The following is an 18,537-nucleotide window of genomic DNA, read 5'->3' on the forward strand; positions in this document are numbered from 1 at the left end:
CCCCCAAACAGCCATCAACCCGCCGCTAAATTTTCCAATTGCCGACGGATTCGGGAAGGTCGGCCTCGGTGGGGGCAAAGTGCAGCGTTTCCAGGATCCGCAGACGGCGCTCGACAAAGCCGGGCGCGTTGCGGGCCCGGGTGAAGCCGCTGCCAATCACCATTTCTTCCTGAATGCGGCCGGGACGCGGCGAAAAGATGATGACGCGGTCGCTCAGGTAGAGGGCCTCGTCGATGTCGTGCGTGACCAGCAGCGTGGTGGTGTTGTAGCGCCGCGTGAGGTTGCGCAGTTCGTCCTGCATGGCCATGCGGGTGAAGGCGTCCAGTGCGCCGAGCGGTTCATCAAGCAGCAGCACGGGAGGCCGGTTGACCAGCGCGCGCGCCAGAGCGGCCCGCTGCGCCATGCCGCCGGAGAGGTGCTGCGGCAGGGCGTCGGCAAAGGCGCCGAGGCCGACGCGCGCAATCAGGTCGTCCACATCGCCCGCATGCGGATTGCGCCGCCCGCCGCGCATGTTCGGGCCAAAGGCAACGTTCTGGCGAACTGTCAGCCACGGAAAGAGGTTCGGGTCCTGAAAGACAAAGCCGATGTTGGTATCCACGCCGCTAACGGTAACGCCGTTGACAGAAACCCGCCCGGCGGAAGCGTCGGTGAGCCCCGCAATGATGCGCAGCAGCGTGGACTTGCCACAGCCGCTGGGGCCGACGAGCGAAACGAATTCGCCAGGCTGGACGGTGAGGTTGATGCCGTCGAGCGCGACCGTCCCGGCGGCGCTGTCGGCGATGACGCCCTCGGCGGGCGGGAAAACCTTCCGCACCTGCTCGGCGTGGACGGCGGGCGGTTGTTGTGCAGCGTCTACCATTTGATGACCCCCTGCTGCCAGCGCAGCACCCGCGAGCGAACGGCAAAGAGCGCGCTCATCAAGCCGGAAAAAAACACCCCCATCACCAGCAATGCGGCGAATACCTTGTAATACTCCGCAAAGTTCTGCGCCCACGTGATGTAAAAGCCCAGCCCGGCCTTGACGCCGATCATCTCCGCTACGATCAGCGTGAGGAACGATGCCGAAAGCGCCATGAAGAGGCCGACGAAAATCGAGGGCAACGCCGAGGGAATGGCCACATGGCGAATCAACTGCCATTGGTCGGCACCGAGGGTACGGGCCACCTCCAGGTGACTGTGGCGCACGCCCGCAATGCCGCTGGAGGTCAGTACGATCATCGGGAACAAGCTCGCCAGCCCGATGATGAAGGCGCTGGCGCCGAAGGTGGTCGGGAAGAGCACCAGGGCCAGCGGAATCCACGCGGTGGCGGGCACCGGGCCGAAAAACTTGAGCACCGGCATTCCCCAGAAATTCGCCCGCTTGCTCCAGCCGATCCAGACGCCGAGCAAAAAGCCCGCGCCGCTGCCGCAAATAAACCCGGTGGCCAGCAGCCGCAGCGAGTGGAGCGTGCCAATGGCCAGCATGCTGACTTCGGACGAGACGCCGAAGACCGAAAAGACCCGGTCGGGCCCCGGAAAAAACGGCATAGGCAGCAGCCCCATCTTGCCGGTGACGACCTGCCAAAGGCTGATGCCAGCAAGCGCCGCGGCCCATAGCGGGGCGACTTCACCGGCCCGTTGACGCAGCCGCGCAGACCACCATGAGGCAGCCAAGTAGGCCAGCCACACCAGAGCAACTGCCCCTAGCAGCCCAGGGAAGGTCTGGGAGGCCGAAAGCGGGATCTTGTCGGGCCAATAACGATGAATCGCATAAGCGCCGCCAGCTGCTAGCAGCGGCGCGGAAGCGTTGAGAACGGATTTGACCCTCATGAAACAGCGATGCAAACGGTGCTATTTCGTGGCGATGGGCTCGTCGCAGCAGTTATGGGGCGCTTTCTGGGCCTGGCTGGCAGCGGGGTGATCTTTTTTCAGCTCAACCTGGCCAACTTTTTCCACGGTCACCTTCTCCAGCCAAGCGTCACTGACGTTGTCCAACGGTTGGAAAACCTGTTTGACGAGCTGGTCCACATCCACGCCGCTACCGAGCACGCCGATCTTCTTCAATGCTTTGGCAGCGGTGGCCGCCGCGTTACGCCCGCCCTCCACGGACGGGATGTAATCAAGCTTCGAAAGCACGCGGGCGTTGACCTCCACGGTGCCGCTGATGTGCTTGCCGTTGACCGCGAGCTCGGCGGCCGCTTGCGGGTTGGCGGCAATCCACTTGGCGGCGCGAAGTACGGCGCGCGTGATGCCCGCGGCGGTCTTCGGGTCGTTTTTCACGAGCTTGCCGCTGGTCACGATCACGCAGCAGTACTCGTCTTTATAAGGGGCGTCGGTCGCCTGGTCCACGATGCTGCGGACATTCCCTTCGGTGAGCAGGATCTCGGCAATCGGGTCGGCAAGGGCGATGGCGTCCACCTGGCCTTTTTCGAGCGCGATCTTGAGCTCTGGCGTCGGGAACGGTTTCCATTCGACGTCTTTCTGGTAATCGTAGCCCTGGTCGCCCACCACGCGCACCGCGAAGACCCACGGGCTGCTGCCCAGCGCGGGCACGCCAATGCGCTTGCCCTTAAGGTCGGCCGCAGTTTTGATGGCCGAGTCTTTCGGCGCAAGGATGTGCAGGCAGCCGCGGTGAACTCCGGCAGTAAATTTCGCATCAAGCCCCTCGGAAATCGGCTTAAGGTAGTTCATCACCAAGCCCTGCGTAGCGTCGATGCGCCCGAGCGCAAGACCCTCTTTAATAAAGGCCCAGTCCCCAAGTACCAGGTTCGCATCGAGGCCCTCGTCGGCGAAGAAGCCCTTGGTCTTGGCAATGTAGACCGTCGAGTCACACGTCGTGGCGACATAAGCGATCGTCACCTTTTTCAGCTCCTTGGCCGGAGCCTTCTCCGCGTCAGCTGCAAAAACGTTGCCCGCAACGCTGGCGATAAGGCCCGCGAGCGCGATTTTGCTAAATAAAGCCCATGACTTTTTCATAAAATTGGATTCTGCCTGGTTGTTTTAAGCTCCCTGATGCGGCGCTCAATGTATTACCACCTATATAGTAGGTAGGTGGATTACCTGTCAGCAAGATGAAAGTCAAGCCCACGCTGCACAAAATGCCCATGGTGAGGCAAATAAACCGCCCCCACCGGCCCAGAGTCAAAGCCCACGTGCTTTCATCTTCATCCCGCTGTAGGCGTAAAAAACGGGGGATAATTGGAAAATAACCCTTCTTTTTCGCCAGAATGACAATTCCTGGCTATGTTTCAACAATTTTTGCAAAGACTGATTTCCTGGGGATCGTTACATTCGCCGCATCGTAGTGTGCAGAAGGATACCGTGCACATTTTCGACGGAATGACCAGTCTTCTGGAGTTTTTCGTCTACCCACCAGATAGGTAGACGCCACGAAAATACCAATCCTTAGAATGGCTTCCGACCAGCGAACTGGAGGTTGCATGAAAAAACAAAACAACCATGAGATCAGTTCAAGAACTCGCGGGCACACTGCCCACGCCAAGTTCCATCGCATTTTCCGCCGATCGGAGGCCCTCGGTCGGCGGCGTCTTTGTGGCTTCGCCTACTGGCGATATTAGCCGCACATCCATCCTTCGGCGATTACTGCTAGTCGGTGTAGGAGCCTCCTGCATTCCCCTTTCCACTCTGGCGATAGCCGCTGACGGCAGCACATCGCCCGCGGCCGAGGCGGCCTCCTCACAAACCAGCAAAGCTCCGGAAGGAGCCTCCTCGTCTTCCACCCAGAGCGAAGTAGAAGCCCTCCGCAACGAACTGCGCGAACTCCGTAAGGAACTCCAGCAACTCAAAGAAACCACCTCCGCCAACGACACCCGCCTCAGATCTTTCTCGGAGAAATTCGAAAACATCGGCGTCAACAGCAATTCCGATACATCCTCGGAATATGCGACCAAAAGCGACCTCGAAGCCCTGAGAGACGTCCAGGACGAGAACACCATTAGAAGCGTCGGATCAAGCTCCAGCATCTCGAGCTATCAGGTCAACGGAAACAAGCACCTGATCAGTCTTACCGGATATGCCTCGCTGGGCTATTCCGCAGGTTTTGATGCGCTCGCCAAAAGCTCTCAAACCTTTAAGCTGTCCGGCATTGGTATCAACCTCACCGGAAGCCTCCGGTCTAACCCGGGATCTGACGGCGACGTTAACTATAAAGTGGGATTGATCGCTTCGCCGACCACGGTAGTCAATTCCGTAACCGTGGTCTCCACCGCGAAAACCAGTGGCACCAAGACCGTTGTCACGAATACCGTAAACACACCCAGCACCAAGGCAAGTTACGTGAACTTAGGTGATGTCTACGCAACGTATGACGTCAAAACAACGAAGCTGGAACTGGAACCGTCATGGACGCTGCAATTCCAGGTGGGTCAATACCTGACCCCTTACGGTATTGATCCAGTGGCGACGGAAGACCAAATCCCGACCATTAATAAGGCACAGTACGTCTCGAAGCTTGGTTTTGGCCGTGACATTGGTGTGACTGCCAATGGCACCTTCTTCAATGTCAATGACCCGTCCGCGGTCACCACACCAGTAATCGCCTACAACCTCGGCGTCTACAATGGTTCCGGACCAAACGCAGTGGACACCAACAGGTCCATCGACTTGCTGGGCCGGGTGGTGCTCTCTCCGTTTCCGCAGTATTTCTCCACTTTCCGCAACTTGAAGTTCGGAGGCAACTGGTATGAGGGAAATCTTGGGCAAGACCATGACGACCTTCCCACCCGGCGGCGCTACGGCGGCGATGTCGCGTGGCTGCGCAAACCATTCCTGCTAAACTTCGAATACGTTCACAGCCAGGATGGTTACAGCGGTTACTCGACCAACATCAACGACACCACCGTAACCTGGCCCTCTCCAACCGCCGCCTACAAAGAGAGCGACAGCTACGTGGCAACGCTCTTCTGGACGCCCAGCACGCTGCCTGACTTCCAGCCGTGGATTCGGTATGACCGGTTCAAGCCCACCGCCTTTGACGGCCTGAACGCGGCCAGTACCCTCTTGGGGAACACCCAGACGGACATCTACTCCATCGGCTTCAACTGGTTCATCTGGTCCGTAGAGCCGGTCATCAGCCGGTCGTATTCCACGCAGCAAACAAACCGCGTTCTCAAGCTGCAGCTTGGCTACGACTACATTGATCAGCAAAACCTGACCAAGGCGCGTCACCAAGTCAACGGCGTCGTGACCTATAACTTCTAGCCTTTAGGGAAACTTCACCCGCCCCATCGTTTCAACATACATCAATATAAAATCATATGCCAGACACAGACATTGTTAGTAAAAAAATCGCGATCCAAGGTAATGGAATCAAGATTACGCCGGAACTTAAGGCGCAAATCGCCGCCGAAGGTTATTACCCAATCGCATTAACTTGGTTGCAGGACGACATCACCGGCCCCTTCTCCTTCACCGGCTACGGGGACGAATCGCCCTTCGAACTGCGCGATGTCGACGGCCACTACGCCGTTTACGAAAACGGCAAATATTTCACTGACGCGACCTTCTACAAGAAACCCGATTTCTTTGACAAACAGCACACGGCCAAGGGGTTGGAAGGACAGTCACAAGACACCATCTTCATCGACGAAGGCATGTCGGGCGTCATTACGCCTTGCGGAACCTCCAAGGACTACGATTCGGAAGGCGATCTTTTCAAAATCACGAAAGGCCGTTTCCCCTACGTCACGGTCGCCTGCTATAACGGCCTCGTCATCTGGCCCGCATGGGGCTGCTTGTACACCCGCGCCAAAAGCGAGTGCAAGTTCTGCTGCATTCCCGGCGATTACAACGAACACAAGCTCCTGCACAATGACGACGACTACTGGACCAACCTCGGCGAGACCTTCGCGGCGGCTGTGGAGGAAATCGGGCCGGAAATCGGCCAGGTTTCTTTGACCGTCGATTCGGGAACGCTTCCCGGAGCCGACAAAGGCGCGCATGTCTACATCAAGGTGCTCGAAACGCTCCGCGCGCGCCTCGGCTACCTACCCGAACTGCTCTACCGGCGCGCAGTCATCGAGCCGCCGCTCGATTTCGAGTGGCTGCAACGCCTTGCCGACGCCGGGTTCACCGACATCCAAATGGACGTGGATGTATACGACCCGCAGGAGCGCCGTTACGTGATGCCCAACGCCAAGGGCAACCGGCCACTTGCTGACTACATCAAAGCGTTCCGCAAGGCGAAGGAGATCTTCCCTGGCGAAGTCGCCACACAGCTCGTCGCGGGCATCCAGAGCGATGAAAACCTGCTCAAGGGCGTCGAGCATTTCGCCAGCGAGGGCATTCCGACCCTGGTGACGCCCTTCCTCCCCTTCGGCCATGGCCGCGACTGGCGCGCCACCGGCGAGGTGGACGTCCCGAGCGCCGACCGGATGCGGAGAATCTACGACAAAGCCGCCGCGATTTTGACCAAGTACAACGTGCCGCCGCCCAACTTCCGCGGCGGCGTCAGCTCCCTGGCCGAGACGATGGGACGCAGGCTCAAGCGCGTCAATGCGCTGACCCACCCCAAAGACCTCAATCCCCGGCCGGTTTCGGTGGCTGCCTAATTTGCACCCTAATCAAAAAAAAATGAGAGAAACACCGTATGAAAATCAACCCATTACTCAAAAATATCACACACCGTCTGGTGTGGGTGGGGCTTCTCGCTAGCGCCGGCGTCTCGTTTGCCGCCGACGCGGACCAAGCCGTCACCAAATCCACCGCCCTGCCCCCGAAAGTTCCGGGAAAAGAGCGAACCGCCAAAATCCAACTGACGGAAGTCACCGCCATCGCCGCGAAAAAGGGATGGCTTCAGGAAGAATACGCCAAGGTTAACGCCAAGGTGGAAATGGTCAACAGCAGCGTGCTCGGAGTCCCGGGCGCCGAGGCTTCCCTTCTTGACCGCGGCGACCTGCACATTACCAGCCGCATGGCGTACCCCGCCCTGCAACACCGCGCCAACGGACTGGACGCGGTGGTCATCTGGCAGAGCGTCAACGCCCATCCCCGGCGCGTGGCCATCCAGGTGCTCGCCGATTCAAACATCCAAACCGTGGCGGATCTGAAAGACAAGAAACTCGGTTCGTCCCTGGTAGGATGCCCCTACTATGGGTCCCGCGAAGCGATCATCAAGGCCGGACATGACCTCGACACCGACCTTGCCAAAGGCGACATCCGCTTCGTGAACATCTCCGGAGCGGCGTCGATCTCAGCGTTCCTCGCGGGGAAAATCGATTCCACGGGAAGCCACCCTGGAACCTCGTCGACCGCACCGCTCTACGTTCAGAAACAAGTGCGTGAGATTGCTACAGCAGTTCCCGGCGGAGCCTATACAAACGCAGGCGGGCGCACCATGTTCTTCGCGATGCGGAAATGGTCGATTGAGAATCCCGACCTCGTAAAGGCATTTCTGCTGGCATGGGACCGCACTGTTCGTTGGATCAATTCCGACAACGGCGCTCACTGGGACGAAGCGGCACAGATTGCCTCGCGTGAGCTTCGCGAGCCCAAAGCCGTCGCCTTGTATGACCTGAAGGACGTTTCGCGAATCTCGTGGAGCTGGGGCCAGGTCGACTACGCCGACGCGGTTGACTCGGTGAAGAAATTCCAGGAATGGGCCATCTCCGTACGGGATCCCTTCTTCACCAAGAAACACCTCACCGACAAGCAAATCGAAGCATTCATCGACAAACGCTTCTTCGCTGGCGGCGATTACTTCGTGGACACGAGCGAACGCGCGAAGACTGCCGCAAACCAAGGAGCGGCGACTCCCGCGATCGACACCCGCGCAGGAGCGCAACTAGCCCAGGCAACCAGCGGCCAATAGCAGCAAGCCGTAGCCGTGAATCGTCAGACTTACGGCTACAGACCTAAGAACATCGCATGATGAAGGAGGGGCTTCGCTCCATTCCCAAAAAAGAATGGGGCGAAGCGCCTGCCTCCGGTTCGACAACTGCAACGAGATACTTATGAGTGCTGAAAATATACAATTGCTGGCCCGCAACGTCAGCGCGGTCCCGGCTAAACCCAAGGAGTATGTGGGACACCCCAATACCGCCGGTTACTATTGGCGCATTCGCCGCGCGCTGGCGAAGATCAAGCCGGTACTGGCGTTATTGAAAGATAAGTCCCTGGACTGGGCCCTTCCCGTGGGGATCCTGTTGCTTTGGGAAATCTCCACCCAGCTCCACTGGGTCAAGCCCGTATTTCTTCCCGGGCCAAGAGAAGTTGCCGAATCATTTTACGATCTGCTGGTCAATCAAGACTTGCTGCTCGATTTCCGCGCAAGCGCGATTGAGGTGGTCCTGGGGTTCTCGCTCGGAGCCGTGCTCGGTCTTTTAACTGGCATCGGCGCGGGGCTCTCGCATTCAGTAGAGCGATTTTTAGGCACCACACTCAACGCCTTTCGCCAGGTTCCGCCGCTGGCCTGGCTTCCGCTCCTGGTACTGTGGATCGGCATCAGCCTGTTTGCGAAAAGCGTGATGATCGGCAAAGCCGTGTTTTTTCCGGTATTCTTAAATACGCTCCAGGGAATTCGCGGCGTATCGAAAAAGTATATCGAGGTCGCCAGTATCTTTGAGTACAACCAAGCGCTGCTTCTACGCAGAGTCATTCTCCCGGCGGCGCTGCCTTCCATCTTTGTCGGCTTGCGCTACGGAGCCGGGCTGGCCTGGGCGACCGTCATCGTGGCCGAAATGCTCGGCTCGCGCGTCGGCCTCGGCTTTCTACTAACGCGCGCCCAGGAGATGCTGCTCACCGCACAGCTCTTTGTCGTGATCGTCATCATTGGCGCAGTCGGCTACCTCGTCGACGTCGCCCTGCGCAAAATCGAAAACAACCTACTTCGTTGGAAGAAAGGCTTCGCAGGCTAAACCCACCCATTTTTACAAATAATATTTTATATGAGCACATCTACAAATCAACCCACCACGGCGGATTCCCTTACCGAAACCGCCCTATTATCACAAGTCGTACCCGACTATATCAACCAAACCCAATGGGCCACGCTGGCAACCGTGCGTGAGGACGGCGCGCCCGTTCTGCGCGTAATGGGCAGCTTCGCCCCGGACGGAATCAACGTCATTTTCTCCACCCGCAAGGCGGCCGCCAAATCCCGCCATATCGCGAGCAACAATCTCGTCAACTTCTTCTTTCAGCACGAAAACCAGAAGCTCGAAGCGTTCAAAAACGTCGCAATCATCGGCCGGGCAGAGGAATTAACAGACGGCCCTGAATATCAGAAGGCCGTCGAACTCCTGAGTGCCCGCAATCCCCGCTTCAAGACCCGCGTCGAACGCGGTGAACTGACCGATACCGGGATCTACATTATTCGCACTACCGAGGTCAAATACCTCGACTACAGCTTCGGCGCCGGGCCAACCGCCGTCCGGGAAATCATTCTTTAGTTTTTACCTTAAACTAGCAAACCATCATGAGCACATCTACGTTGGAACTTGATCCCCAAATACAAACCGCCTCCGTGCAGGTTACGGAAGCGATCTACACCATCTGCCCGGTCCTCGTGGCCTCGCACATCGCCGTCCACCAGGGCTTATTGGATACTGAACTGGAAAAAGTCGGTGCATCCTCGAAGTACCTTTGGTCTCTACCGAGCGCCGAATGGCTTTCGCACTTCAACCACACGCTGCCCAATCAATTCCGCGACGGCGGTAACATTCCTGCCATTCACGCCCGCTCCGAGGGCCAGCGCACAAAATTGATCGGCCTGACCTTCTCCAACGACGGCGGGCAAATTCTTGTCCGCGTCGATTCAGGCATCAACAAAGTCGCGGACCTCAAAGGCCGCAAAATCGGGCTCTACAAGCGCGTCAAGACAGACCGCGTCGACTTCTGGCGCGCCACGGCCGAGCGCGGCATTGTGCTCGCCTTGGATCTCGCCGGTTTGAAGACCTCGGATGTCGAGATCGTCAATCTGGAGGTGAGCGGGCCGGATTACCCCTCGGACGCTCCCACAAAAAACCCGGGCGAACGTTTCCGGGGCACGTGGAGTGGGCCTGGCCCGCACTTTGGCGCGGAGATTGACGCGCTGCTGGCAGGCGACGTCGACGCGATTTACGCGAACCGCGGCCGAGCCCATGTGTTCGAGCGCGACGGCCAGGTCAAGGTCATTGAAGACCTCGGGCTGCGCCCGGACTGGACGCTGCAAGTGGCTAATTCACCCTTCACGATCACCGTCAGCGAAGAACTCGCCGAAGAGCATCCCGAAGTCGTCGTCGCCTACCTGCGCGCCGCGATCAAGGCGGGCCGCTGGGTGGACGTGCACCGCGATGAAGCGGCCGACATTTTCGGCGACATCATTTCGCACTGGGCTGGCAAGTGCATCCTGAAGCAGGAGCTCCAGCGCTACCGCTTTGTACCGAACCTCTCGGCGAAAAACCTCGCAGGCATCGAGATCGAGAAACAATTCCTCCTAAAGCATGGCTATATTCGCAATGACTTCAACGTCAAGGAATGGGCTGACAACAGTTTCCTCGAGGAAGCGCTGCGGTCGCTCTAGCCGCACGAAAAATCGCATACCCAATCCGATCCTATGAGTTTCACATCATTGGAAGCCGCACCCAAGCCCGCGGCGATTCACGGCCTCACCGAGGTCTTATATACAATCTGCCCCGTCTTCAACGCCGCCAATGTCGCCGTTGAACTCGGCTGGCTCGACGACGAGTTCAAGAAAGTCGGCGCAAAGGCCGTTTACCTGCGCTCGCTTCCCGACAACAAGGGCTGGATCCCGCACTACACCCATTCGCTGCCGAACTTGATCCGCGACGGCGGGGCGATCCCGACCATCCAGGCCCGGGCCGACCTGACCAGCACCCGGCTCATCGCCCTGACCGGCACGCATACCGGCGGGCAAATCCTCGTCCGGGCGCTTTCAGACATCTGGCGCGTGGCCGATTTGAAAGGCCGCAAGATCGGTCTCTTCCAAAGCCTGAACACCGCCAAAATCGACTTCGTTCGCGGCACCGCCGAGAAGGGAATCCTTAACGCCCTGGCCCTCTCCGGGCTCAAGCGCGAGGAGGTCGAGATTGTCGACATCAAGGATGCCGATGATCATCGGTTCGAACCGGCATCGAAGCCGTCCGAGCTTTGGGCTCAGAGCTCGGGCCGAAGGCTCGCGGACGGCGGCGCGGAAGTGCAGGCGCTGCGGGAGGGGGTCGTCGATGCCATCTACAGCCATAGCGGACGCACGCAGGCGCTGGTGGAGAGCGGCGAATTTAAAGTCATCGAAGACCTGAGTCGCCGGGATGACTGGACGCTTCAGGTGGCCAATGGTCCTATCACAGCCGCGATCAACACGGAATTTTCCGAACAGCATCCGGAAGTCGTGGTGGCCTATCTGCGGGCCGCCATACGGGCGGGGCGGTGGATCAACGCCAACCGGGAGGCGGCGGCGGCGATCCTGCATCGCGTGACCTTCCACCCGACGGTCGCGGCCACGGCCCGCGCCATAGCGGGGCTCGACTTCGTTCCCAATCTCTCGCCAAAAAACCTAGCGGGCATCGAGATCGAAAAGAATTTCCTCCGCGACCACGGATACCTCACCCATGACTTCGACGTAAGGGACTGGGCAGCCCCTCACTTCCTCGAAGAGGCGCTTGGCAGTTTGGACAACTAGCAGTTAATGCCGGGCGAAGCGTGGCTGGCGGGAGAACCCTGAAAAAGCTCTTCCCGCCGGTCACGGCCTTGGCCCTAGCAACCCATCGTATCGCATGAGCAACTCGCATCAAATCGGGCTGGAAATCAACCGGCTGACCAAAACCTTCAACACCGACCGCCTGGCCGTCACCGCGCTGGAAAACGTGGATCTCAAAATCCGCAAAGGCCAGTTCGCGTCGATTGTCGGCACCAGCGGCTGTGGCAAAACCACGCTGCTAAGAATCGTGGCCGGGTTGGAGAATGATTTCGACGGAAGCATCGAGTTGGACGGAAAAGACATCAAGGGCCCCAGTAAGGACAAAGGCGTGATCTTCCAGGAACACCGCCTGCTGCCCTGGCTCACCATCGAAGAGAATGTCGGCTTCGGCCTCGTTTCGCGACCCGCTGCCGAGCGGCGCGAATTGGTCGAGCGCTACCTCGCGCTGGTCGGCCTCAAAAAATTCGCCAAAGCTTACCCGGCCCAGATCTCCGGCGGCATGGCCCAGCGTGCGGCGATCGCTCGCGCATTGGTCAACAAGCCGAAAATCCTGCTACTCGATGAACCCTTCGGCGCCCTGGATGCCATCACGCGAATGCACATGCACAGCGAGCTGGAGAAAATCTGGCTCGATGAAAAAACCACGATGGTAATGGTGACCCACGATGTTGAGGAAGCAGTCTATCTCAGCGATGTGGTGATCCTGATGTCCCACCGACCGGGCCGCATCAAGAAGATCATCCCGGTTCCGCTCGCCCGACCGAGGAACCGCAGTCACCCCGATTTTCTCGCCATTAAGCGAGAGCTGCTGGAGGAATTTCACCTCAATAACAAAGACATCTTCACTTACGAAATTTGACGCTCCGGATTATCGGCAAAAAGACAAACCGTATGAAATGGACCTTCTATTTTCTCTTCGCCACCCTGTTTTCTGTTGGGACAGCACTTGCGTTGAGCCACGGCTGGAACAATCCACAACCCGCAGCCACAGCCCCAGCGACCGTTGAGCGAAAAGCCCCCCTCCCCTCCTGCTGCGAGCGGGAAAACGGAGGGAAATAGCGCCTTCTTCATTTTATGGCATCAAAAGACCTCACCTCGGCATCAAGCTGGATCCCGAACCTCCTGGCTACGGCGCTCACCCTCGCCCTGCTATTGACGCCCCGGTTCGTTCCGCCTTGCGATCATCAAATCACGACCGCAGCAGGCGGGGCGGTGCCGATGCGATGCCATTGGACGTTCCAGGCGGAATTTCTCATCGCGGCGGCAGCAGTGCTCGTAGCGGGGCTGCTATGGATTGTACGCCACGGTGAGGCGCGCCGCGTGGTCGGCGTGGTACTTGTGATCTTCAGCTTGCTGGCGGTTTCCGTAACCCAGCCGTGGGGCATCGGCTTGTGCGGCCGCGCGGAAATGGCCTGCCATCATACGGCCCACTGGATCTGGCTCTGGGCTGCGCTGCTGGCCATTGAGGGCCTATTCATCGCCGTTCGCGCACGGATTCCGGGGAAACACGCGGCCCCACCCGACCCCTGGGAAGGCCAGGGAAAAACATCGAGGGAGGCCAGGCTATGATCCGGCTCATTATCAACGGTCTGCTGCGGCGGCGCTGGCAATCGCTGGCGGCAACAATCGGCGTGGCCATCGGCGCGGGTTTATTGTTCGCCGTTTTCCTGCTCTACGAGGGGCTTGATAAGGGCTTGGAACGGGGACGCCAACGGCTGGGAGCCGATCTTCTTGTAGTACCATCCAATGCTACTGTAGACCCAGACAAGGCGTTGTTTGCGGGCTCGCCGCTGAGCGTCTACATGGATAAAAAGTACAGCGCGCTGGCGGCAAAGGTGCCCGGGGTTAAGCGGGTTGATGGCCAGTTTTTCACCCAATCGCTACGGTTGGATTGCTGCTCGGTTGGCTCGGAAACCCGCCTCATCGGCATCGAAAAGGCTGTTATCGGAAGGCTTGCGGGAATGTCGCCCAATGGTCGTGATCACTTGGATGCCGACGAGGTGATTATCGGATCGGAAATCATGGGTGGTATCAGCCGACCCGGCTCTCTGATCGAATTGCTGGGCAGCATCTTCCGCCTTGCCTACCGGCTTGAACCCACGGGCACATCTCTCGACCACTCCATTCTCATGCCAATCGACTCGGCGCAGGCTCTGGCCGCTGACTCCGAGGCGCTGAAACCGGTCTGGCAGGAAGCAGGTGATCCGCGCGGATTGATCTCGGCCCTGCTGATCGAAGTGGATGATCCGCGCCAGGTCAGGGAAATTGCGCAGGCACTGGAGGATATGGGGCCCGTGAAAGTCATTCGCGCGGCGGACACCTTTCAACGGCTCAAGCGCCTGATGGATTCGTTTGTCCTGATCCTGGCCTCGGCGGGAATCTTTACCGCGCTGGGCGGCATCGCGTACCTGCTGGGGCACTTCTCCTCTGCCGCGTGGGATCGCAAGGGGGAATGGGCGCTCTACCGGGCCCTCGGCGCAACTAAGCTAGGCCTGGCGGAGCTGATTATCGGCGAAGCGGTGACCCTCGCCTTGGCCGGTGCGGCGGTGGGGTTGCCGCTCGGTTGCGGCTTGTACCGTCTCGCACAGGCCCACCTCACGGCACAGAATGCATTGCCCTTCGTCCCCCCGGGCTTGGCGCTGCTGGTAGCGGCTGCGGTGGCGATCCTCGGCATTTACAGCTCGATCGGCTTTCTCTCCGCAGCGGCCCCCGCGCTGCGGGTATCTCAACTCGAACCCGCCCTAACCATGGCGCAAGGAGATATTGATTGAAAACAGAATCCTCCATCGTTCTTGAAGCGGAAAATGTCTCCCGCTCTTTCGGCGCGGAAACGATTCTCGCCAACGTCTCGCTGCAAATTCGCTCCGGCGAGGTCACGACAGTTGTCGGCCCCTCGGGCAGCGGCAAGACCACGCTGCTGACCCTCCTGGCTTTGTTGCTGCAACCTAGCTCCGGCCGGGTCCTGGTCGGCGGGCGCGACGCGGCAAAGCTCTCTGACACGGAACGCTCCCGGTTACGAAACACCTTCTACGGCTTCGTATTTCAAACGGCGCAGTTGGTCGGCTCGCTCTCGGTGCTCGACAACGTCCTGCTCCCCGCGCTCCTCGCCGGGAAAGCGCGCGAGAAACGCCCCGCCGCCCGGGAATTACTTGACCGCCTGGGATTGGGCGAGCGAGCGGGGTTTCTTCCGCATCAGCTCAGCGTCGGGCAAAAACGACGCGCCGCTCTGGCTCGCGCGCTGCTCTTGCGACCCGCGGTCATCCTCGCCGATGAACCAACAAACGATCTCGACGTCCACCGCGCGGAACAAGTTGCAGACTTCCTCCTGGCCCTGCCTGATGAAGGCTACGCGCTCGTATTGGTAACTCACGATTTCCACCTGGCCAAACGCGCAGGGAACCGCTGGAACCTTCACGAAGGAAAACTGACGCCGCCTGCGCAACTTCCCTCCCCCGTATTGGTCGAGCGCTAACGAAACTTCAAAGACTATCACCAACGGCAACATGAAACACCAAGCAAACGACATCGTCCTCGGAGGCGAGTGGAAATTTTTCACCACCGTCCCCGTGGTGGGCCTCGACCTCGGGTCGCGCGGTTCCAAGGGCGTCCTCATCAATGGCGAAGAGATATTCACCGAGCTAATCCCCACGGGGCTCTTCATGCAGGAGACGGCCGATGAACTCCTCACCCGCCTGCTCAAGGCTTCTGGCATTCGGCGCGCCAGCATTGGCTATATCGTCGGCACCGGTTACGGGCGCATTTCGCTCAAATACGATGATATCCAATACCGCGTAGTTACAGAAATCAGCTGCCACGCGATGGGCGCACACGCGCTGATCCCCAAGGCGCGCACGATCATCGACATCGGCGGGCAGGACTCCAAGGCCATTAAGATCGATCCCTCCACAGGCAAGGTCGTTGAATTTGTGATGAACGACAAATGCGCCGCGGGCACCGGACGGTTCCTGGAAAAAGCGGCCTCCATTCTCGGCGTCGATCTGCGCGATCTGGGCGCCGTGGCCCTGAAATCCGAGAAACCCGCCCAGGTTAGCAGCCAGTGCGCGGTGTTCGCAGAATCCGAAGTCATTTCGCTGCGGGCGCGTGGCGTGCGGGAGAACAACGATGCAATCAGCGCGGATATCGCCGCGGGCATTCACTACGCCACCGCCCGGCGGGTCCACAACCTGCTTGGCCGGATCGGGATCGAGCCGGATATCGTTTTCAGCGGCGGCGTCTCAAACAACGTCGGGATGTGGAAAGTGCTCGAAGAGGAGATCGGCGCGAAATTCACCAAGGCCAAGCTCGACCTGATTTTCGCCGGGGCCATCGGCGCGGCCATCCATGCCTGGAAACAGTACGCGGGAACCCACGACGTAACCCGAGCCCTTGCGAAGAAAAGGAAGAAGAAGACGGCGGCAAAGCTGGATCTCAAACAATTCGCGGCTCTCGTGGACGAAGAGCAACAGTCGCTCATCGACGCGCAGAACATCAAGAAAGTCGGCTACATCTGCAACTACACCCCGGTCGAACTCTTGAGTGCGGCAGGCGTGCGGCATTCGCGCTTGGTCAAAGCGGGCAGCCCGAAGACGGTCTCAGCGGGGGAATTCTACACCCAAAGCGTCTTCTGCGATTTCACCAAGAGCTGCATCGGCTTCTTCCGCGAAAACGATCCGTTCTACAAGTCGTTCGACAAAGTCTACAACTTCCATACCTGCGCGACGATGAAGCGGGCGTCGGAGGTGATCGAGGAATTCGTCCCCACCAAGCTGCTCAACCTTCCGAAGCTGCGCGCCAGCGACGATGCGCGAACGTTCTTCCGCTCGGAGATCCTCAACTTCCGCGACGACCTCGCGCAATTGACCGGCACCCCGATCAAAGAAGAGGACGTAAGCCGCAACATCGTGCTCTACAACCGCGCCCGCGCGTTGCTGAAACAAATCTCCGAAATTCGCAAACGAACTAACCCGCCCATTTCCGGCAAGGAATATCTCGACCTCGTGCGGGCCTTTTACTACCTGCCCGTGGAGCGGCTGATCCCGGCGCTTGAACAAGTTTACCGCCATATCGAGAGCCTTCCGGCGCGCCCGGAGAATCCGCTGCGCCTCATGATCTCCGGCAGCATCATGGCCGATGGAGACCGCCGTTTGCTCGACATCATCGAGAATGAACTCGGCGCGCGCGTCGTGATCGAGGACCATTGCGCCGGTTCGCGGCCATTTTACCATAGCATCGCCGAAACCGGCGACCCCTACCAGGCGCTCGCCAACGGCTACCTCGACCAGGCCCCCTGCGCGCGAATGAGGCCGCTGGACGACGGGATCAAATTCTCCGGCAAGCTCGCCCAGGAATATGCCGTCGACGGCGTCATCTACGTCTTCTTAAAATTCTGCGCCTGCTATGGCGTCGCCAAAAAGGATTTTATCGCCGAGTTCCAGAGCCAGGGCCTGCCCGTGATGGAGATCTCCAGCGACTATTCCCAAAGCGACCACGGCCAACTGAAAACCCGCATCGAAGCCTTTATCGAAGTCCTCAACGAAAAACGCACCCTATATCATGAGCAACACATCCAAGCTTGATCCGACGGTGAGGGCCGCCGTGCAGACCGCTCCAAGACTGCGGCGCGCTCCCCGGGTCGCGGCCCCGCTCTCCGCCGCCGATTCAAATGCCGTCAAGGCGCTGCGGGAACTCGCGGCCAGCTACTCGCTAGAACAAATTGAGCAATGGGCCCGTGAAGGCCACTCTGTCATATGGGGTGGCAACTCCTGGGAAGCCCCGCTCATCCGCGCCTGCGATACGATTCCCGTCGGCTTTGCGGAACTATGGAAAGACGACAGCCTCCACGCCGAGGCCGTGGCCGAGAATCACTTCCATATTCCCGCGGAATTCTGCTCGATGATCAAAGCGATGATCGGCCGACTGCACCTACGAAAAGACAACGCCATCAAGCGCATTCTTTATTTCGGATCGACCTGCGAACCAATCAGCATGGTCCTGGAACATTCCCTGCACGACGGGTACGAGCTCCATTGCATCGACGCGGCCTCGGCCTTCAAGCAAGGCGAACGCCGGGATGATCTCGTCGCCTTCCTGGTCAACGAACTCGAAAAGGTCGCCCTTTGGCTCACAGGCAAACCCGTGGACCAGGATCGCCTTGCGGCGGAGCTGAAATTCAAGAACCGCATCATGACCAAAGTGCGGCGCATCCTCGATCTTCGGATCGAAGCGCCATTCTACCTCAGCAGCCTGCCCACCTCGGCGCTTTTGTTTGGCTCCACTCATTATTTTGGCCAACCCGAGAAATTTGAATGCATCGTGGACCAGATCCTCGCGGATATCGAAGCCGCAGCGCTCAACCCAGAGCGCCGCCCCGCCATTCCGCTAGTGCTCGCAGGGGGTGTCGCCGGGGGGCCTCAATTGCTCAAGGTGATCGAAGAATCCAACGGCGTGATTCTCGGCTGGGTGATCCATGGCACCTCAGACTTTCGCGAAGATATTCCGCCGCTGGAGGCTGTCGCGCATTATCTCTTCGATGCGCAGCTCAAAGGCGAGCTAGGCGAAGGCGCGGGGGCTTCGGCCACGCTGCGCCGCAGGCGGGTGGAGGAGCTCGTCGATAAAACCCAGGCCCGAGGCATCATCTCATCGTTTGTCACCGGCTGCCCCTACGGCAGCGTCGTCCAGGGGCTCGAACGCGAGTATTTCAAAAAGAAGGGCGTCCCCATGGTCTCGCTGGAACACAGCGTGCACGCAGAGGAACCGCCGACCGAAGAACAAATCACCCGCGTGCGGGCTTTTATCGAAATGCTTGCAGACTAGATATCCGCCCCAAAAAACGATCGAGCCAACGGCCAACTGGTGCCGTTTCCTTCCGTGCACAGCCCCTTTCAACGGGACAGCAAGGCCATTGT

Annotated in this window: 16 protein-coding genes; 13 read left to right on the top strand and 3 right to left on the bottom strand. The window is 59.2% G+C overall.

Going from position 1 to position 18,537, the window contains the following annotated elements:
- Positions 1-25 precede the first annotated feature (25 nt).
- Genes B2828_RS14315 through B2828_RS14325 form a run of 3 tightly spaced genes read right to left on the bottom strand, consistent with a single transcriptional unit; the run spans position 26 to position 2,955 of the window.
- Positions 26-859, bottom strand: a complete 834-nt coding sequence (locus B2828_RS14315; protein WP_479634446.1) for an ABC transporter ATP-binding protein — start codon at positions 857-859, stop codon at positions 26-28.
- A complete protein-coding gene (locus tag B2828_RS14320) occupies positions 853-1,809 on the bottom strand; it encodes an ABC transporter permease (RefSeq protein ID WP_479634447.1) in 957 nt (318 codons plus the stop codon). The genes B2828_RS14315 and B2828_RS14320 overlap by 7 nt, the downstream gene beginning before the upstream one ends.
- A gap of 21 nt (positions 1,810-1,830) precedes the next feature.
- Positions 1,831-2,955 carry an ABC transporter substrate-binding protein gene (locus B2828_RS14325; protein WP_479634448.1) on the bottom strand — a complete coding sequence of 375 codons (1,125 nt, stop codon included), beginning with the start codon at positions 2,953-2,955 and terminating at the stop codon, positions 1,831-1,833.
- A 483-nt stretch (positions 2,956-3,438) separates the two neighbouring features.
- Between B2828_RS14325 and B2828_RS14330 the strand changes: the two genes are divergently transcribed.
- The 13 genes from B2828_RS14330 (at position 3,439) to B2828_RS14390 (ending at position 18,445) form a co-directional block, all read left to right on the top strand.
- Positions 3,439-5,199, top strand: a complete 1,761-nt coding sequence (locus tag B2828_RS14330) for a hypothetical protein (RefSeq protein WP_479634449.1) — start codon at positions 3,439-3,441, stop codon at positions 5,197-5,199.
- Positions 5,200-5,255: 56 nt separating this feature from the next.
- Positions 5,256-6,548: a radical SAM protein gene (locus B2828_RS14335; RefSeq protein ID WP_479634450.1), complete on the top strand. Its 1,293-nt coding sequence runs from the start codon at positions 5,256-5,258 to the stop codon at positions 6,546-6,548.
- A gap of 38 nt (positions 6,549-6,586) precedes the next feature.
- Entirely contained in the window at positions 6,587-7,807 is a 1,221-nt protein-coding gene (locus B2828_RS14340) for an ABC transporter substrate-binding protein (protein WP_479634451.1), read from the top strand.
- 142 nt (positions 7,808-7,949) lie between these two features.
- The gene (locus tag B2828_RS14345) at positions 7,950-8,852 is read left to right on the top strand and encodes an ABC transporter permease (protein ID WP_479634452.1); all 903 of its coding nucleotides are present in this window, start codon (positions 7,950-7,952) and stop codon (positions 8,850-8,852) included.
- 30 nt (positions 8,853-8,882) lie between these two features.
- Positions 8,883-9,386 (top strand): pyridoxamine 5'-phosphate oxidase family protein, encoded by a 504-nt coding sequence (locus tag B2828_RS14350; RefSeq protein ID WP_479634453.1) that lies wholly within the window; start codon positions 8,883-8,885, stop codon positions 9,384-9,386.
- A gap of 26 nt (positions 9,387-9,412) precedes the next feature.
- Positions 9,413-10,498, top strand: a complete 1,086-nt coding sequence (locus B2828_RS14355) for an ABC transporter substrate-binding protein (RefSeq protein WP_479634454.1) — start codon at positions 9,413-9,415, stop codon at positions 10,496-10,498.
- Between the two features lie 33 nt (positions 10,499-10,531).
- On the top strand, positions 10,532-11,614 hold the full coding sequence (locus tag B2828_RS14360) for an ABC transporter substrate-binding protein (RefSeq protein WP_479634455.1): 1,083 nt from the start codon (positions 10,532-10,534) through the stop codon (positions 11,612-11,614).
- Positions 11,615-11,708: 94 nt separating this feature from the next.
- Entirely contained in the window at positions 11,709-12,491 is a 783-nt protein-coding gene (locus B2828_RS14365) for an ABC transporter ATP-binding protein (RefSeq protein ID WP_479634456.1), read from the top strand.
- Positions 12,492-12,706: 215 nt separating this feature from the next.
- Entirely contained in the window at positions 12,707-13,201 is a 495-nt protein-coding gene (locus B2828_RS14370; protein ID WP_479634457.1) for a DUF4418 family protein, read from the top strand.
- Positions 13,198-14,403, top strand: a complete 1,206-nt coding sequence (locus tag B2828_RS14375) for an ABC transporter permease (RefSeq protein ID WP_479634458.1) — start codon at positions 13,198-13,200, stop codon at positions 14,401-14,403. Before B2828_RS14370 ends, B2828_RS14375 begins: the two co-directional genes overlap by 4 nt.
- On the top strand, positions 14,400-15,104 hold the full coding sequence (locus B2828_RS14380) for an ABC transporter ATP-binding protein (protein ID WP_479634459.1): 705 nt from the start codon (positions 14,400-14,402) through the stop codon (positions 15,102-15,104). The genes B2828_RS14375 and B2828_RS14380 overlap by 4 nt, the downstream gene beginning before the upstream one ends.
- A 31-nt stretch (positions 15,105-15,135) precedes the next feature.
- Positions 15,136-17,208: a 2-hydroxyacyl-CoA dehydratase gene (locus B2828_RS14385; RefSeq protein ID WP_479634460.1), complete on the top strand. Its 2,073-nt coding sequence runs from the start codon at positions 15,136-15,138 to the stop codon at positions 17,206-17,208.
- On the top strand, positions 17,186-18,445 hold the full coding sequence (locus B2828_RS14390; protein WP_479634461.1) for a 2-hydroxyacyl-CoA dehydratase: 1,260 nt from the start codon (positions 17,186-17,188) through the stop codon (positions 18,443-18,445). Before B2828_RS14385 ends, B2828_RS14390 begins: the two co-directional genes overlap by 23 nt.
- Positions 18,446-18,537 lie beyond the last annotated feature (92 nt).

Source organism: Spartobacteria bacterium UBA695 (assembly GCA_002298145.1).
Classification (GTDB): domain Bacteria; phylum Verrucomicrobiota; class Verrucomicrobiia; order Chthoniobacterales; family Chthoniobacteraceae; genus UBA695.

What these genes read in the sequence shown, in the direction of transcription:
- B2828_RS14330 (WP_479634449.1), top strand. Translation starts at nt 3,439, where the DNA reads ATGAGATCAGTTCAAGAACTCGCGGGCACACTGCCCACGCCAAGTTCC.
- B2828_RS14385 (WP_479634460.1), top strand. Translation starts at nt 15,136, where the DNA reads ATGAAACACCAAGCAAACGACATCGTCCTCGGAGGCGAGTGGAAATTT.
- B2828_RS14390 (WP_479634461.1), top strand. Translation starts at nt 17,186, where the DNA reads ATGAGCAACACATCCAAGCTTGATCCGACGGTGAGGGCCGCCGTGCAG.
- B2828_RS14320 (WP_479634447.1), bottom strand. Translation starts at nt 1,809, where the DNA reads ATGAGGGTCAAATCCGTTCTCAACGCTTCCGCGCCGCTGCTAGCAGCT.
- B2828_RS14365 (WP_479634456.1), top strand. Translation starts at nt 11,709, where the DNA reads ATGAGCAACTCGCATCAAATCGGGCTGGAAATCAACCGGCTGACCAAA.
- B2828_RS14325 (WP_479634448.1), bottom strand. Translation starts at nt 2,955, where the DNA reads ATGAAAAAGTCATGGGCTTTATTTAGCAAAATCGCGCTCGCGGGCCTT.
- B2828_RS14335 (WP_479634450.1), top strand. Translation starts at nt 5,256, where the DNA reads ATGCCAGACACAGACATTGTTAGTAAAAAAATCGCGATCCAAGGTAAT.
- B2828_RS14350 (WP_479634453.1), top strand. Translation starts at nt 8,883, where the DNA reads ATGAGCACATCTACAAATCAACCCACCACGGCGGATTCCCTTACCGAA.
- B2828_RS14360 (WP_479634455.1), top strand. Translation starts at nt 10,532, where the DNA reads ATGAGTTTCACATCATTGGAAGCCGCACCCAAGCCCGCGGCGATTCAC.
- B2828_RS14345 (WP_479634452.1), top strand. Translation starts at nt 7,950, where the DNA reads ATGAGTGCTGAAAATATACAATTGCTGGCCCGCAACGTCAGCGCGGTC.
- B2828_RS14370 (WP_479634457.1), top strand. Translation starts at nt 12,707, where the DNA reads ATGGCATCAAAAGACCTCACCTCGGCATCAAGCTGGATCCCGAACCTC.
- B2828_RS14375 (WP_479634458.1), top strand. Translation starts at nt 13,198, where the DNA reads ATGATCCGGCTCATTATCAACGGTCTGCTGCGGCGGCGCTGGCAATCG.
- B2828_RS14340 (WP_479634451.1), top strand. Translation starts at nt 6,587, where the DNA reads ATGAAAATCAACCCATTACTCAAAAATATCACACACCGTCTGGTGTGG.
- B2828_RS14355 (WP_479634454.1), top strand. Translation starts at nt 9,413, where the DNA reads ATGAGCACATCTACGTTGGAACTTGATCCCCAAATACAAACCGCCTCC.
- B2828_RS14315 (WP_479634446.1), bottom strand. Translation starts at nt 859, where the DNA reads ATGGTAGACGCTGCACAACAACCGCCCGCCGTCCACGCCGAGCAGGTG.